At 33.7% G+C, this 15,712-nt stretch carries 15 protein-coding genes; 8 read left to right on the forward strand and 7 right to left on the reverse strand.

The genetic code is table 11. From position 1 onward, the window contains the following. Positions 1-291: 291 nt before the first annotated feature. A complete protein-coding gene (gene mnmD / locus A9G17_RS01845) occupies positions 292-1,011 on the reverse strand; it encodes a tRNA (5-methylaminomethyl-2-thiouridine)(34)-methyltransferase MnmC2 (RefSeq protein WP_065737236.1) in 720 nt (239 codons plus the stop codon). 89 nt (positions 1,012-1,100) lie between these two features. Between mnmD and A9G17_RS01850 the strand changes: the two genes are divergently transcribed. From A9G17_RS01850 to A9G17_RS01875, 6 genes are all read left to right on the forward strand, one after another. Beyond that, positions 1,101-1,832 (forward strand): 1-acylglycerol-3-phosphate O-acyltransferase, encoded by a 732-nt coding sequence (locus A9G17_RS01850; RefSeq protein WP_065737237.1) that lies wholly within the window; start codon positions 1,101-1,103, stop codon positions 1,830-1,832. 3 nt (positions 1,833-1,835) lie between these two features. Beyond that, complete coding sequence (locus A9G17_RS01855) at positions 1,836-2,606, forward strand: methyltransferase domain-containing protein (protein ID WP_065737238.1); 771 nt, start codon at positions 1,836-1,838, stop codon at positions 2,604-2,606. Between the two features lie 325 nt (positions 2,607-2,931). After that, positions 2,932-3,858 carry an ADP-glyceromanno-heptose 6-epimerase gene (gene rfaD / locus A9G17_RS01860; RefSeq protein WP_065737239.1) on the forward strand — a complete coding sequence of 309 codons (927 nt, stop codon included), beginning with the start codon at positions 2,932-2,934 and terminating at the stop codon, positions 3,856-3,858. Positions 3,859-3,873: 15 nt separating this feature from the next. Then, positions 3,874-4,923: an ADP-heptose--LPS heptosyltransferase RfaF gene (rfaF, locus tag A9G17_RS01865; protein ID WP_065737240.1), complete on the forward strand. Its 1,050-nt coding sequence runs from the start codon at positions 3,874-3,876 to the stop codon at positions 4,921-4,923. Next, entirely contained in the window at positions 4,923-5,885 is a 963-nt protein-coding gene (rfaC, locus tag A9G17_RS01870) for a lipopolysaccharide heptosyltransferase RfaC (RefSeq protein WP_065737241.1), read from the forward strand. The genes rfaF and rfaC overlap by 1 nt, the downstream gene beginning before the upstream one ends. A 40-nt stretch (positions 5,886-5,925) precedes the next feature. Next, the gene (locus tag A9G17_RS01875; protein WP_065737242.1) at positions 5,926-6,126 is read left to right on the forward strand and encodes a YaeP family protein; all 201 of its coding nucleotides are present in this window, start codon (positions 5,926-5,928) and stop codon (positions 6,124-6,126) included. Here the strand turns inward: A9G17_RS01875 and A9G17_RS01880 are convergent. The 3 genes from A9G17_RS01880 to trmA form a co-directional block, all read right to left on the reverse strand. Continuing rightward, on the reverse strand, positions 6,119-7,522 hold the full coding sequence (locus A9G17_RS01880; RefSeq protein ID WP_065737243.1) for a heavy metal sensor histidine kinase: 1,404 nt from the start codon (positions 7,520-7,522) through the stop codon (positions 6,119-6,121). The two genes, A9G17_RS01875 and A9G17_RS01880, sit on opposite strands and share 8 nt — an antisense overlap. Then, entirely contained in the window at positions 7,509-8,195 is a 687-nt protein-coding gene (locus A9G17_RS01885; protein WP_065737244.1) for a heavy metal response regulator transcription factor, read from the reverse strand. The genes A9G17_RS01880 and A9G17_RS01885 overlap by 14 nt, the downstream gene beginning before the upstream one ends. Positions 8,196-8,559: 364 nt before the next feature. After that, positions 8,560-9,657 carry a tRNA (uridine(54)-C5)-methyltransferase TrmA gene (gene trmA / locus A9G17_RS01890; RefSeq protein ID WP_065737245.1) on the reverse strand — a complete coding sequence of 366 codons (1,098 nt, stop codon included), beginning with the start codon at positions 9,655-9,657 and terminating at the stop codon, positions 8,560-8,562. Between the two features lie 407 nt (positions 9,658-10,064). On the opposite strand from trmA, the gene srmB reads away from it, so the two are divergent. Further along, on the forward strand, positions 10,065-11,372 hold the full coding sequence (srmB, locus tag A9G17_RS01895) for an ATP-dependent RNA helicase SrmB (RefSeq protein ID WP_065737246.1): 1,308 nt from the start codon (positions 10,065-10,067) through the stop codon (positions 11,370-11,372). A gap of 121 nt (positions 11,373-11,493) precedes the next feature. Next, positions 11,494-12,096, forward strand: coding sequence for a peroxiredoxin C (locus A9G17_RS01900; RefSeq protein WP_039127151.1), 603 nt, complete (start codon positions 11,494-11,496; stop codon positions 12,094-12,096). Between the two features lie 158 nt (positions 12,097-12,254). On the opposite strand, the gene A9G17_RS01905 is transcribed toward A9G17_RS01900, so the two are convergent. From A9G17_RS01905 to A9G17_RS01915, 3 genes are all read right to left on the reverse strand, one after another. Next, positions 12,255-12,569: a DMT family transporter gene (locus tag A9G17_RS01905; protein ID WP_065737247.1), complete on the reverse strand. Its 315-nt coding sequence runs from the start codon at positions 12,567-12,569 to the stop codon at positions 12,255-12,257. A gap of 23 nt (positions 12,570-12,592) precedes the next feature. Further along, the gene (locus tag A9G17_RS01910) at positions 12,593-12,916 is read right to left on the reverse strand and encodes a DMT family transporter (RefSeq protein WP_065737248.1); all 324 of its coding nucleotides are present in this window, start codon (positions 12,914-12,916) and stop codon (positions 12,593-12,595) included. A gap of 460 nt (positions 12,917-13,376) precedes the next feature. Further along, positions 13,377-15,623, reverse strand: a complete 2,247-nt coding sequence (locus tag A9G17_RS01915; protein WP_065737249.1) for a TonB-dependent siderophore receptor — start codon at positions 15,621-15,623, stop codon at positions 13,377-13,379. Positions 15,624-15,712 lie beyond the last annotated feature (89 nt).

The following is a 15,712-nucleotide window of genomic DNA, read 5'->3' on the forward strand; positions in this document are numbered from 1 at the left end:
TGAAAAAATGCATCTAAATGTTAAAAAATAAGACAAAGATTATATTGATTAGTTTTTTTTCTTAATTAAAATAACCCTGAAAAGCTAATTTTAACATTCATAATTAGTTACACCCCATTTTTGAATGGGGGTTAAATTTTTAAGTATTCATAAATTTTTCCTTAAAAGGAATATACCACATTCTCTGATTACGATGAACATCTCTAGCTTGACTACAATGTTCCGATTCAAGAATCGTACTTTCTAATTGAGATTTTTCACTCCATCTTATGTTTTGTGGAAGAAACAAGATTATTCAGTCTTATTGCCGATTAACATTTCACGCTTTATACCAAATCCTTTATGTTTAAATACATTAAACCCAGCATTAAGCAGGTTACGACGTACAAATCCTGCAGCAGTAAAAGTCGCAAAAGTGCCCTTATGTGCCGTTAATGTATAACATTTTTTAAATAATGATTCTGACCACATATCAGGGTTTTTAGCTGGCGAAAATCCGTCAAAAAACCAAGCATTAATCAATATATTTTGTTTTCTTAGGAAATCGGGGAAATCGCTAACATCATCATAAAAAATGGACAAAGAGACATTATCAAACTGGTAACTGCTTTGAATTTCACTGAAATTGGTCTGCAGTTGCGATGCTAAGTTTTGTAAATCTTTATCTTTGGTTAATACATTATGATGAATTTGCTTTAATTCATCTGATGATAATGGAAATTTTTCAACACTAAAAAATTTAATTTTTTTAAGAAGATGATTTGGATGTTGATCTCTAAAATGTAAAAATGTTTGCCATAAAATCAAAAAACTAAGACCTGAACCAAAACCGGTTTCGCCAACTATAAATGTCTCTTGCTCATGTTGCAAAAAACGTTGATATAAATCATTACCTTCAATAAACACGTAACGGGTTTCGTCAATTGCTCCTTCCGTATTAAAATACACATCATTAAAATAAGTTGAAATTGGGGTTTGATTTTCGTCCCAAATAATCGTTGATTTAAGCATAAACATCCTATAGACGGCGTTATTTTTACAAACTGTATATTAACGTTGATTACGTATATAATACGCCAACTTAACTTATGAGGTAAATTATGGTTTTTATTTTTCGCTTAATTTTTGTCGTCATCACAGGAATTATTCTTTGTGTTTTAGGAGTGATTTTTTGTTTATTTAACCCAAGAAACCCCAAAAATGTAGCAAGATTCGCCCATTTATTTAGTTTGTTATTCCAACCTGTATTTGGCGTTAAAGTCACTACACGCCCTTATTCTAAAATTAGTAATATGGGAAGCTGTGTTTTTATTGCTAATCACCAGAATAATTACGATTTGGTGGTTGCTGCTGATATTGTACAACCAAAAACGGTTACCGTAGGTAAAAAAAGTTTAGCTTGGATCCCATTTTTTGGGCAACTTTATTATCTTACAGGTAACATACTCATTGACCGCAACAATAAATCAAAAGCACGCGATACAATTGAACAAGTGGTTAGAGAAATTCAAAATCATGGTATTTCTATTTGGATGTTTCCTGAAGGTACACGTAGCCGCGGTCGAGGACTGTTACCCTTTAAAATGGGTGCTTTTAAAGCAGCAATAGCAGCTGGTGTACCCATTGTACCAATTTGTATATCAGAGACAAATAATATTAAGTTAAATCGTTTCAATAATGGTCATATGATTGTTGAAATGCTCGATCCAATTGAAACTAAAAACCTTCATAAAGAAGATGCCAAAACATTAATGGAACAGTGCTATGCAAAAATGTCTAACAAAATAGCGGAAATTAATGCTGAAGTACAACAACTTAACAATCAAAAGTAATTTATGAGTAAACAAGATCGCAATTTTGATGATATCAGCAATAAATTTGCACAAAATATTTATGGTACAACCAAAGGTCGAATTCGTGAAGCGGTAGTTTGGCAAGAACTTGAGAATATTTTAGCTAACTATCCTGCACATAAACCCCTAAATATCCTTGATGCTGGTGGTGGACAAGGTCAAATCGCCTGTAGACTAGCTAAACTCGGCCACCATGTTACCATTTGTGATATTTCGCAGCAAATGCTTGAACTAGCAAAACAAAAAGCGAACGAGGAAAATGTTGACATCAATTGTCTTTGCTGCTCAATACAGCAACTTCATACTTTACTTGATGAACAGTTTGATATCGTTATTTGTCATGCCGTTTTAGAATGGGTTGCAGAGCCGATTGAATTAATTCAATCATTAAAAAAATATTTAAAGGTAAATGGCTATCTATCTTTGATGTTTTATAACTACCACGGACTGCTATTTAAAACAGTCACCTTGGGTAATTTTGGTTATACACAAGCTGGCCTTGCAAAACGTAAAAAAAAGACACTCTCCCCTGATTTTCCAAGAGAGCCTAAAGATGTCTATTATTGGCTGACCCAGTTAGATTTTAATATTTTACAAAAAATAGGTATTCGTATTTTCCACGACTATCTAGCGAATAAATCCAAGGCTGAAACACACTTTGAACAGCTATTAGAGCTTGAAAAACAATACTGTCGTACTGAACCTTATCTTAATTTAGCTAGATATATTTTAGTCACAGCGAAAAAGAATTAATTGATAAAAAAATTAACAATATCAAAAGAGTTATCATCTATTTCATAGGTTATAACTTGTTTATTTTTAAATATTTTATCTATCTAACGATGTTAATTTAAGTAATATGCCTGACATGACAGAATCATTGTCAGAGCAAATAACAATTAATTAACTGAGCTTATTCGTATTTTGTCAACTATCAGTCCAATGGATATGCAAATAATGATGATATCAGGTTATGAATTTTCAATGCGCACCAGCGTTGAAAATAAATCATCACTCGAAAAATTTGTCATAAATCGGTATTATAAGTAGATTCATTTTATTGGTTAAGGAATTTGATATGATCGTAGTAACTGGTGGTGCTGGATTTATTGGTAGTAATATTGTTAAGGGGTTAAATGACAAAGGACACAAAAATATTTTAGTGGTGGATGATTTAACTGACGGCACTAAATTTAGTAATTTAGTTGATTTAGATATCGCTGATTATATGGATAAAGACGAATTTATCTCATTAATTATAGCAGGTGAAGATATGGATATTGATGTTATTTTTCATCAAGGAGCTTGCTCATCGACCACCGAATGGGATGGCAAATTTATGATGGAAAACAACTATCAATATTCAAAAGACTTGTTAGATTGCTGTTTAGATCTTGATATACCATTTTTATATGCATCTTCGGCTGCTACTTATGGTGGGCGCAGTAATAATTTCATTGAAGATCGCGCTTATGAAAAACCGCTAAATGTTTATGGTTATTCTAAATTTCTGTTTGACCAATATGTTAGACAAGTATTACCTAAAGCTAAATCACAAGTTTGTGGATTCCGTTATTTTAATGTCTATGGGCCACGTGAATCACATAAAGGTAGCATGGCAAGCGTTGCATTCCATTTAAATGAACAAATTAACAAAGGTGAAAAACCGAAATTATTTACTGGTAGTGATAACTTCAAACGCGATTTTATTTATGTAAGTGACGTTGTTGATGTAAATTTATGGTTCTGGGAAAATAAAATTTCAGGTATTTTCAATTGTGGAACGGGGCGAGCAGAATCATTCCAAACCGTAGCTGATGCTGTCGTCAATTATCATAGAAAAGGGGAAATAGATTATATTCCGTTCCCTGATAACCTTAAAGGACGATACCAAAGCTTCACTCAAGCTGATCTCACTAAATTTAGAGAAACTGGATGCCCAATTGAATTTAAAACTGTAACTGAAGGTACAACTGAATATATGAAATGGCTTAACGAACAATAGAAAGGAATTGATAAGATGAAAACACTCATTATTGGTCCTTCATGGGTTGGTGATATGATGATGTCACAAAGCCTATATCGTACTTTAAAGCAGCTTGATCCTCATAATGAAATTGATGTTATGGCCCCGGCTTGGAGTCGGGCTTTATTAAATAAAATGCCAGAAGTCAATCAGGCGCTTGAAATGCCAATCGGTCATGGTGAGTTTGCTTTCGCTAAACGTTGTCAAATAGGTAGATCTTTACGAGCTAATCATTACGATCAAGCTATTGTTTTACCGAATTCATTTAAGTCTGCACTCATTCCATTTTTTGCCAAAATTCCTAAACGAACAGGCTGGAAAGGAGAACTGCGTTACGGATTATTAAATGATATTCGCACACTTGATAAAGCTGAGTTTCCTTTGATGGTTGAGCGCTATGTTGCGCTGGCTTATCCCAAAGATCAAATTCATTCGGCAAAAGATCTACCACAACCACTATTATGGCCAAAACTGAGTGTTGAGCAAAAAGAAATTGATGAGGCATTAGTCACCTTTGCGATTCCACAAGATGAACCATTAATTGGCTTTTGTCCTGGTGCAGAATTTGGACCCGCTAAACGTTGGCCAGATTATCATTATGCTACACTTGCCGATATGCTGGTTAAACAAAATGCTAGAATTATAATCTTTGGTTCAGCCAAAGATCGAGAAGTCGGCGATCAGATTATTGCTAAAATGGTGCAAAGTGATAAATGTATCAACTTAGCAGGTCAAACCAAGCTAGAACAAGCTATTGCTTTAATCGCAGCTTGTAAAGCCATTGTGACCAATGATTCAGGATTAATGCATGTTGCTGCTGCATTAGATAGACCATTAGTTGCATTATATGGTCCAAGTAGCCCAGAGTTTACCCCTCCACTATCGGATAAAGCAGAAGTTATTCGTTTAATTACTGGTTATCATCGTGTTCGTAAAGGTGATGCTGAACAAGGTTATCATCAAAGCTTGATTGATATAAAACCAGATAATGTATTTGAAACTTTGATGAATCTTATCATGCGTAGCAAAAAGAGTAATGAATAATGCGTGTCTTAGTCGTTAAAACTTCATCAATGGGTGATGTACTGCATACCCTACCAGCATTAACCGATGCAGCAAATAACATATCTGATATTACTTTTGATTGGGTAGTTGAAGAAAATTTTGCTCAAATACCTAGTTGGCACTATGCTGTAAATAATGTAATACCTGTTGCTATAAGACGTTGGCGCAAAAGTTGGTTTTCAAAAAATACTCGCCAAGAACGTCATGCGTTTATCCAAACCCTTAGGCAGCAAGAATATGATTGTATTATTGACGCGCAAGGACTTATTAAAAGCGCATTTCTTATAACTCGTAAAGCACGAGGCATAAAACATGGTTTGGATCGTCAAAGTATTAAAGAGCCCATTGCCAGTTGGTTTTATGATGTAAAACATGCTATTCCCAAGCAAATGCATGCCATTGAACGAGTTAGAATGTTGTTTGCTCAAAGCTTACAATATCCACTACCAGATTCAATGGGGGATTATGCTATTGCCCGCCATTTTCTATCGTCTCTACCTAGTGATAATCAACAGTATCTTGTTTTTTTACATGCTACAACTCGAGATGAAAAACACTGGACGGAAGAAGCATGGAGAAAATTAATTAAATTAACTGAAGCAACTGGATTAAAAATAAAATTACCTTGGGGAGCCGAGCACGAACAACAAAGAGCGATTCGCCTTGCACAAGGTTTTAATCATGTCGAAGTATTACCTAAACTATCACTGTCTGATGTTGCAACCATTATTGCTGGAGCAAAAGCAGTAGTTTCAGTTGATACAGGGTTAAGCCATTTAACCGCTGCATTAGATCGCCCAAATATTACTCTATTTGGTGAAACCGATCCAAAATTAATTGGTGGTTATGGCAAAAATCAATTTAGTATAATTTCGCCTGAAAAAAGCATGTGCACTATTCAAGCCGAGCAAGTATACCAACAATTGGCTCAATTTTTATAACAACAAATAATGATTACGAAAAATAACAGGAAGTAGTTTAATGAATAAATATTGTGAACTCATTCGTGAAAAGTATGCCCAAATTGGAAGTAATGAACTGGGTTACATTGAAGATGCCTTAGGAGCCGTGATGCTGGTTCTAAATGAAGTAGTAGATTGCGATAAAGTTCCTCAAGAACTAAAAGATAAAGCTGCCTATGCGGCAGCTAATTTATTGATTAGTGATTATGAGGTCAAATAGAGGTTGGTAGATTGATAATAAAACGGGTTGATCTATCATCAGACTCGACAAAAATCGTTCCTTTATGGGTTTGGATAATTGATTTAACGATTGCCAACCCTATTCCTGCACCCGAAGTATCATTACCATTACGATGACGTGATTCATCTACTCGATAAAAACGGTCAAAAAGATGAGGTAAATGTCGACTATCAATTTTTTTACCTGGATTGGCAATGATGATTTTGACTCTTTTTTCTGAAGTTTGACTTAAAGTAATAGTAATTACTTCATTTTGAGGAGTATAACGAATGGCATTGGATAAAATATTACTTATCGCTCGGCCTAACATCAGTTTATCGCCTTGAATGTGTGAACAGTTACCCTCTAAATTAAATGTGATATTTTTCTCATCGGTGAGCGGTTCAAAATAGTCACACATCATGGTAAGCATACTAACCAAATCAATATCAATAAGATTTGGTACTAATTGATGATTATCGGCTTGAGCTAAAAAAAGCATATCAGAGATCATTTGTGACATTTTTTCATACTCTTCTAAATTGGAGTATAAAATCTCTCGATACTCTTCGGTGGAACGAGCATTATTCAAAACAATTTGCGTTTGGGTTGTTAGATTAGTAATGGGGGTTCTCATTTCATGAGCAATATCAGCCGTAAAGTTACGTTGTCTCTGAAAAACATCTTCCATACGATTAAGCATTTTATTGAACGCTCTCACTAAACTAATATATTTGGTTGGTACTGAGGAAGTTGGTATTCGATAATTTAAACTTTTAAGATTGATTTTTTCTATCTTCTTAATAAGCCGATTAATCGGTTTTTGAGTATAATAAATTGAAATAAATGAACCAATCAATGCTAAAACACAAGAAATGGCAATAAGCAATCCTAAACCGTTTCTTAATCGACTGATAAATTCAAGCTGTAAATCGCGACCAACTGCCACAATAGTGGTGTATTGTTTGTTATTTTCAACTATAACTCTTGATGCAGCAATTCGATAAGATGATTTATTCAGATTGGATATGGTCGTACCGTGTTCAGTTATAATTTTTTCTAAATTTGAGGGTTTTAATGCAACAGCCAGATTAGGTCCACGTGTCCGATAAAGTACCTTACCTGATTCATCAATGATATAAACAAACAAGTGATGATGGCCAGTTAATATCAATAATAGATTTTGAAAAAGCTCATCACGATTGTCATTAGGTGAAAAATAAATAAGTTCACGTTCTATTGATGAGATAACTGAATTTAATTCGGAAACATTTTGCTGGATGGAAAATTTTTCAAAAGAACTTTCGATAAGATAACTGAAACAATAAAGGAGCCCACAAGTAAGTAGGCAAACAATTAGTGGTAAACGAAAAGAAATAATTTTAGTCCGCTTCATCCATTACATCCAATTTATATCCCATTCCACGTACAGTATGAATTAATTTAGGCTCAAATCCTGCATCAATTTTATTGCGTAATCGCCTAATCGCTACATCAATAACATTAGTATCACTATCAAAGTTCATATCCCAAACTTGGGATGCTATCAGTGATCTCGGTAGAACTTCACCTGGATAACGTAAAAAATATTCTAATAACAGAAATTCTTTATTAGTTAAATCAATTCTTTTATCTGCTCGCGTTACTGTTCTTTTAGGTAAATCCATTACCAAATCAGCAATACTTAATTGATAATTATTGACTTGTGGAACATTGCGTCTGAGTAAGGATTTGACTCTTGCAAGTAATTCAGCAAAAGAAAACGGCTTAACTAAATAATCATCCGCACCTAAGTTCAATCCTTTAACTTTATCTTCGACACTCCCCATCGCTGTGAGTAACATAATTTGTGTATCTTTCCCCGCTTCACGCAAAGATTGGACTATTTTCCAGCCAACTATATCTGGCAACATTACATCAAGAATAATTAAATCATAATCTTCTGTCATTGCTCTATGATAGCCATCTAAACCGTTATCGGTTAAATCAACAATAAAGCCTGATTCAATTAAACCCTGACGAAGATACTCACCTGTTTTATGTTCATCTTCAACAACTAACAATTTCATTTTGAGTATTTCCTTTGTTATTTTATATGATTATCGAAAATGTATACTGATGTAGTAGGATATATGAAAAAACCAAATGGCATCATGACATTTTAATGACTATATTGTAATTTTTTGGTCATTAATTCGTTCGTTTAACTTTGTTATATTACTCACACAATGATTCATGAGGCTAGACATTATTGTTTCATTGTTTTATTTCCTTTCATCCATTCCTTGCAATTTAATGCAGCCCTAGTTTACCTAGGGTTTTTTTTTATCAAAAACAATTTTGACAGTAGCCATTAACCAATGAAGTACTAATTATCTTAGTATTAAGTCTATTTATTCTAACAAAATTAACCATCCTTGGATATGAATATATCTATTTTTTATGCAACACAACACCACATTCAATATGATCCGTATAAGGAAACTGGTCAAACATAGCAAAATGCTTAATATTATGAGTTTCTAACAATTGCTGTAAATTATCCCGTAAAGAAAGAGGATTGCACGATATATAAATAATAGTATTGTAACTTTTAAGAATATTAATTGTGTCAGTATCTATTCCTGCACGAGGAGGATCAACTAGTACAGTTTGGCATTGATAATCATCAAGATTGATATCCTTTAATCGATTAAATTCACGTTCTTTTTTAATGGCACTGGTAAACTCAGCTGCGGATAGACGTGCAATAATTAAATTATCAATCTCATTTACTGCAATATTGTATTGCGCTGAATATACAGACGCTTTCGCTATTTCTGTCGCTAATACTTTACGAAAGTTTTGAGCCAAAGCGATAGAAAAATTACCATTGCCACAATAAAATTCAAGTAGATCACCAGATAAACCTTTGGTAACTTCAATAGCCCACTCAAGCATTTTGATATTGACTGTGGCGTTGGGTTGAGTAAAGCTATTTTCAACTTGACGATAAATAAAGGTTTTATCTAATACTGGTAAGGCCTCATCAACATAATCGACATCAATAGCAATTTTTTGATTACTTGCTCGCCCAACGATATTAGCATCGATCCCCTGCTTGGCAAGTTGTTGCTTAAGTCTATTTGCCTCAGCAATCCAATTATCATCTAACTTTTTATGATACAAAAGTGTAATGAGTAATTGACCACTCAGTGTTGAAAAATAATCTATCTGAAACAATAAATGACGTAATAATTGATTGTGCTTAAGCAGTGGTAAAATAGCTTTCATTGCTTGATTAATCAATTTCGTTACAATCGGGAAATCATCAATTCGCGTACGCTTTTTCGTTTTTTTATCATACATAATATGGTAGATATCTTCACCATCATGCCATATTCTAAACTCAGCTCGCATACGGTAATGACTGATAGGGGAACTATAAACTTGCAATTCTGGAAGTGAGAAATCACTAAAAATTGTTTTTAAATGGGTTATTTTATTTTCAAGTTGAAGATTATATTTATCGTTCGAAAAAATTTCAGTCATATTCTGTAATGGGTGATTTTGTAAATTGTTAAAAGAAATATTGTCTATTATAAAATAACAACAAGATTATATTAAATTATTAAGTAAATATTGAGTTTTAATCCCTTTTTTTTACCTAATGTCATAAAATTCAGTTTGATATCTTAACACAAAGGCAAAGTGTAATATAAATAAAGATTCTGTTACAAGCATTGATAAGAGTTAATGAATCAATCATTCTTGAACTTTTATACTTAAACGTATACTTAACCTCAAAATTTTTTACAAAGTATTTAATTATCTTAATTGATATACTATAAAATGAACAAAAATGAATATTGATGTTAGTTATTCACTACGTTTTATTGATTGTAGTTATAACGATTGCCGTTATAATGTGTCTCAAAATTTAAGATAGAATGATCAATATGACTGCAAAAACTTTTTCAGATTTAGAATTAGATGAGATTTTAATTCAAAATCTACAAGCACAAAACATCCACACGCCAACAGTAATCCAAACTCAAACAATACCTGTCGCATTAGATGGCAAAGATATTTTAGGGTCGGCGCCAACGGGTACGGGTAAGACACTTGCTTTCTTAATTCCTGCTGTGCAACATTTATTGGATTTTCCACGTCGCAAACCAGGACCGCCTCGTATTTTGGTTTTAACACCTACTCGAGAGTTAGCGATGCAAATAGCTGAGCAAGCTAAGCTATTAACGCAATCCACTCATTTAAGCATAGCCACAATAACCGGAGGCGTTGCTTATATGAATCATGCTGAAGTATTCAGTAAAAATCAAGATATTGTGATTGCGACAACTGGACGGTTATTACAATACATTAAAGAAGAAAATTTTGATTGTCGAGCTGTTGAAATGCTTATTTTAGATGAAGCAGACCGTATGTTAGATATGGGTTTTTCCCAAGATGTCGAAACCATATCAGCAGAAACTCGCTGGCGCAAACAAACACTACTGTTTTCTGCAACGCTAGAAGGTGAAGGATTACATAATTTTGCTAATCGTATATTAAATAAACCCATTGAAATTAATGCAGATCCTTCACGAAAAGAACGTAAAAAGATTCTACAATTCTATTATCGCGCTGACAATTTAGAGCATAAAGTAGCCTTACTGATACATTTATTAAAGCAAGAAGATTTGAAAAAGACAATCGTTTTTGTACGTAAGCGTGAACGTGTACATGAATTGGTTAGCTTATTACATCAGGCCGGTATCCAAAGCTGTTATTTAGAAGGTGAAATGGTACAAGCTAAACGTAACGAAGCAATTAAAAGAATGAACAACAATACCGTTAATGTCCTGGTTGCAACTGATGTTGCGGCTCGTGGCATTGATATTGATGATATTACCCATGTTATTAATTTTGATGCTCCTAAAACCGCCGATGTTTACTTGCATCGTATTGGTCGTACTGCACGTGCAGGGAAAAAAGGGACCGCTATTATATTGGTCGAGGCTCATGACAACGAATTGTTACAAAAAATTGAACGCTACATCAAAGAACCAATAAAGTTACGAACTATTGATGAGTTACGCCCAAAAACGAAGGCTCCAAAACCGGCAACTAAGAAAAAACCTTCACAAAAAGCGAAATTAAAAAGTGCTACCAAAAAAGAAGATAACAAAAAGAAAAAAGTCAAACTGCGCCATCGCGATACCAAAAATAAAGGTAAACCAAAGAAATTAATAAGTACTACCGAATAATAATTTATCAGTTAATAGTTTAAACTTATGGTATCAATTGTTTATAACAACTTGGAGTGTAAGTTTAAATTGTTATAATGTCCCACATATTAAAAAGCATTAAATAGTTAGGAGAACCATAATGACTTTAGTCACTCGTAAAGCCCCAGATTTTACATCAGCAGCGGTGTTAGGCTCAGGAGAAATCGTTGAAGATTTCAATTTAGCTAAACACATTAATGGTAAATATGCTGTTGTATTCTTTTGGCCAATGGATTTTACATTTGTATGTCCATCAGAAATTATCGCTTTCGATCATCGTTTAGAAGAATTTAAAAAACGCGGCGTTGAGATTATTGGGGTTTCTATGGATTCACAATATGTACATAATGCATGGCGTAATACTCCACAAGATAAAGGTGGTATTGGTGAAGTTAAATTCCCAATTGTTGCAGATATAAAACACTCTATTATGCAAGCCTACGGCGTTGAACATCCTGAAGCTGGTGTTGCTCTTCGTGCATCATTTTTTATTGATAAATCAGGTGTTGTACGTCATGAAACAATCAATGATTTACCAATCGGTCGTAATATTGACGAGATGATCCGTATTGTTGATGCTTTCCAATTCCATGAAGAACACGGCGAAGTTTGTCCTGCTCAATGGACTAAAGGTAAACAAGGTATGCAGGCTAACCCTAATGGTGTTGCTAGCTACCTAAAACAACATGGTAACGAAATTTAGTACAATACACTGTTTTTCTCTTTTATTCATACATCCTTTTAGCTTACACTTTGCTTAACCGGAGTTCATCTCCGGTCTTTTTTTATTTAGAAAATCAAATAAACGAAACAAATAACGCTTTTTTAACTCTATATCTGATTTTTTAACTATATATTGAATTACATTGTCGCGTGTAATCCTACAATACCAATAATAATAAAAGTAATTCCTAATAAGCGAGGAAGATTTTTTGGTTCATTAAAAATAAACATATTAGCCAACACCGCACCTGACGTACCAAGCCCAACCCACACAGGATAAACTATGCTTAAATCCAAATATTGAAGTGAAAAATAAAACAAGGTAAACGAAACAAAAAAACCACCCCAATACAGTGTTAACCGAAATACACTTTTTTGTTGCGAATAAAGCTTAAGGCCAATAGCGCCAATAACTTCAAAAATTGCAGCTGTTAAAATAAATAACCATCCCATACTGTAATCCAAATTTCAGTTGATCAACTATCTGCTCGTTTAAGTTGCACAACGCCAATAATTATTAATGCAACAAACAATATTTCAATAAGTTTGATTTCTTTACCAAACACGACCATATCAATAACGAGTGAACCAATCGCTCCGACACCAGAAAATATTGCATACACAGTACCCGTAGGAATTGTCTTGCATGCGTTCGTTAAAAACGTAAAATCAACAATAATTATGAGTATAATAATAACCCAATGCCACCACTGGCTGGCAGTGGTAAAACCAAATACCCAACACAATTCAAAAAAGCAGGTCAGTATCACAAATGCCCACTCTTTATTCGCGCTAAACATAGTTACCCCGTTTTTATTACTATCTATTTTGTTACAATCTATTTTTTTAATGCAATTCACATGTTAAATATGCTGATTCTGCTATTTTGCCAATAAGCATCGACAAAACTATAGATGGTTCGCAAACAAAGTATTTGCCACCAAAAGAACTTAAATATTATTTACAAAGAAACAACTTAATTGAATGCTAATTAGATTTTTAAAATTAGTATGATATTAAAACATCTATCGTTTCTAAAAGACTTAAAAAAATTTTATCCTTATTTATCAAATGTATAAGATATTCTATAATGAAGAAAGACAAAAATCAAGAATAAAACTGTTATTATTCAATGTATCACACTTTTACAGATACAATTATAGTTAATGATGAGAACGATAAATGACATAAAGCAACTAAATAATCGCCAAACTTAATTAATTTAATAGTTAGTTTGGCGATTTTATTTAATTGATAGATCTAGAATGAAAGTTTAGTACTTACAAAAAATGTTCGACCTGGTTCATTGTATGTTGCTGCTCCTGCTCCCTTAACGGTTACGATACCATTTACAGGATTTTTTAACGTTGTGGAATTACCCTCTCGGAATAAGCGCTTATTAAACACATTATCTATTCCAGCCGTTAACGTAAAGTTTTTATTAAATTGATATTGCCCACTAAAATTTAAAATAGCATAAGGACTAAGTTGGTGAGTTGCACTATCCGTAGCCTCATCCCCAAGATAATCATATTTTTTCGGTTTTTGTTTACCAAACCAAGTGACCTTAGTTAACAACGACAATTTATCGGTTGTTTGCCAATCTATTGATGAATTCAAAGTATATTTTGGTATTATTGATAAATAATCGCCAGTCTTTTTATTTTTTGACTGCAACATCCAAGTTAGGTTATTTCGAAAGTTGACTGTTGAAGTAACGGGAATCGTCAAGCTGCCTTCCAATCCCTCTACAACAGATTTAGGCACATTTTGCCATTGAAAGATATTTGAATTACTAAATTTATTTTTTCCACCTTGTGCATGACCAACCACTTTTGTGCCAGAATCAATTTTATCATGATAGTCATTACGGAAATAAGTTATGCCAGCAATTAATCCGTCATTATTATGAAACTCAAGCCCAATTTCTTTATTCACGCTTGTTTCCGCTTTTAAATTTTTGTTACCAATTAAATAACAACTGCCACCCGCACCATGACAACCTTGTCCACGACTATAAAGAAGATAGTTTGGGTTAGTTTGATATAGGTTAGGTGCTTTATAAGCTCTAGCAATACCAAGTTTTAAACTGAAATAGTCGCCTAATTCTTGGGATAAGTTCAAACTTGGACTCCAGTTACCACCTGATTTACTTTGATGATTATATCGTAATGTAGGTGTAAGCATGGTAGTTTGTGTCAGTTCAATGTTATCTTCGATAAACACACCCCAAAGATTAGCTGAGGAGTTTTCACTACGCATTTTATCTTTGATCCAAGATATGCTTCCTCCTTCTTCAACGGATTGATTATTTGAGGTTGGATCTTTCATTTTTTGATGATTATACTCACCACCAACAGTCATAGTTTGGGGGATCACCATAGTTAATGGGAAGCTGGTCTCATTATGTAAAGTAACATTATTATATTTGATGGTAGAAAAACTATCTTTATCAAATCGACCTTCAGTTCCACCAGCTAAACCTTCATTTAAACGGGTATTATGTGTTTTTTCAAATTGAATATAAGATATTGTATTTAAGCCATTGTCCCAATATGCTTGATGAGTTATTGAATAATTTTGACGAATCATTTTGTTAGTTTCATCATTATAAAAACGACTCACCAATTGATTAGGATTATTATTTTGTGTATCTCCAGCATAAATATTTCCTTGTCGGCTAATGCTAGTTTCAAATTCAATTGATTGTTTATCAGTAATATCCCACCGCAATAGGCCATTGAGATCTTTATTGCGCACCCCCTCCCGTCCTGCACTGACCGAATTCGGATTAATTTGATGTTTTTTGTTTATATCCCATTCATCAGCATCGGTTTTATTGATATTGCCGTATAGGCGCACACTTAGATTATCGGTTAATCCACCTGTTAATAAAAAGTTAGTCCTTTTTGTTGAACCTTCCTCACTGTGAGATGGTACATTAATATAACTATTTAAAGATCCATGCCACTCTTTAGCGGGTTGTTTAGTTATAATATTTACTACACCTCCAGCCGCACCATCACCATAACGTGCGGCTGCTGGACCACGAAGCACGTCAATTCTTTCAATAATATCTGCAGGTATCCAATTCGTATCGCCTCTTGTGTCTCGCTCACCGCGCCAACCATATCGAACAGACATACGACTTTTTACTGGTTTTCCATCAACTAAAATGAGCGTATTTTCAGGCCCCATTCCTCGAATATCAATTTGTCGATTATTACCACGTTGACCACTTGTTGAATTACCCGTCAAACTGACACCTGGCATAGTACGAATAATTTCAGAAATATCGTTTTTGGGCGGCATTTTGCTCAGATCTTTTTGGCTGATAACCGAAACACCCAATGCTTGTTTAGTTTGCTCTGCTGCTGTCACAACCATAACATCATCTGAATCACTCGCTTTATGAGTTAATGAATTTGTGATCTCAGCATTAGCATTATGACTTGCAAGACTAACAAGTGTGGCAATAAAACAAGTCGATTTATATTTTGAACGCATATATTATCCCTAATATTATTTTTCAATAATGATTATCATTATTAAGTGGAAGTAATATAAATCAAACTATCATATATTCAAGTTGATTA

The organism is Gilliamella sp. wkB7, assembly GCF_001693435.1.
GTDB classification, from domain to species: domain Bacteria; phylum Pseudomonadota; class Gammaproteobacteria; order Enterobacterales; family Orbaceae; genus Gilliamella; species Gilliamella apicola_N.

Coding starts and splice junctions, on each gene's coding strand:
- mnmD (WP_065737236.1), bottom strand. CDS start 1,011: ATGCTTAAATCAACGATTATTTGGGACGAAAATCAAACCCCAATTTCA.
- A9G17_RS01850 (WP_065737237.1), top strand. CDS start 1,101: ATGGTTTTTATTTTTCGCTTAATTTTTGTCGTCATCACAGGAATTATT.
- A9G17_RS01855 (WP_065737238.1), top strand. CDS start 1,836: ATGAGTAAACAAGATCGCAATTTTGATGATATCAGCAATAAATTTGCA.
- rfaD (WP_065737239.1), top strand. CDS start 2,932: ATGATCGTAGTAACTGGTGGTGCTGGATTTATTGGTAGTAATATTGTT.
- rfaF (WP_065737240.1), top strand. CDS start 3,874: ATGAAAACACTCATTATTGGTCCTTCATGGGTTGGTGATATGATGATG.
- rfaC (WP_065737241.1), top strand. CDS start 4,923: ATGCGTGTCTTAGTCGTTAAAACTTCATCAATGGGTGATGTACTGCAT.
- A9G17_RS01875 (WP_065737242.1), top strand. CDS start 5,926: ATGAATAAATATTGTGAACTCATTCGTGAAAAGTATGCCCAAATTGGA.
- A9G17_RS01880 (WP_065737243.1), bottom strand. CDS start 7,522: ATGAAGCGGACTAAAATTATTTCTTTTCGTTTACCACTAATTGTTTGC.
- A9G17_RS01885 (WP_065737244.1), bottom strand. CDS start 8,195: ATGAAATTGTTAGTTGTTGAAGATGAACATAAAACAGGTGAGTATCTT.
- trmA (WP_065737245.1), bottom strand. CDS start 9,657: ATGACTGAAATTTTTTCGAACGATAAATATAATCTTCAACTTGAAAAT.
- srmB (WP_065737246.1), top strand. CDS start 10,065: ATGACTGCAAAAACTTTTTCAGATTTAGAATTAGATGAGATTTTAATT.
- A9G17_RS01900 (WP_039127151.1), top strand. CDS start 11,494: ATGACTTTAGTCACTCGTAAAGCCCCAGATTTTACATCAGCAGCGGTG.
- A9G17_RS01905 (WP_065737247.1), bottom strand. CDS start 12,569: ATGGGATGGTTATTTATTTTAACAGCTGCAATTTTTGAAGTTATTGGC.
- A9G17_RS01910 (WP_065737248.1), bottom strand. CDS start 12,916: ATGTTTAGCGCGAATAAAGAGTGGGCATTTGTGATACTGACCTGCTTT.
- A9G17_RS01915 (WP_065737249.1), bottom strand. CDS start 15,623: ATGCGTTCAAAATATAAATCGACTTGTTTTATTGCCACACTTGTTAGT.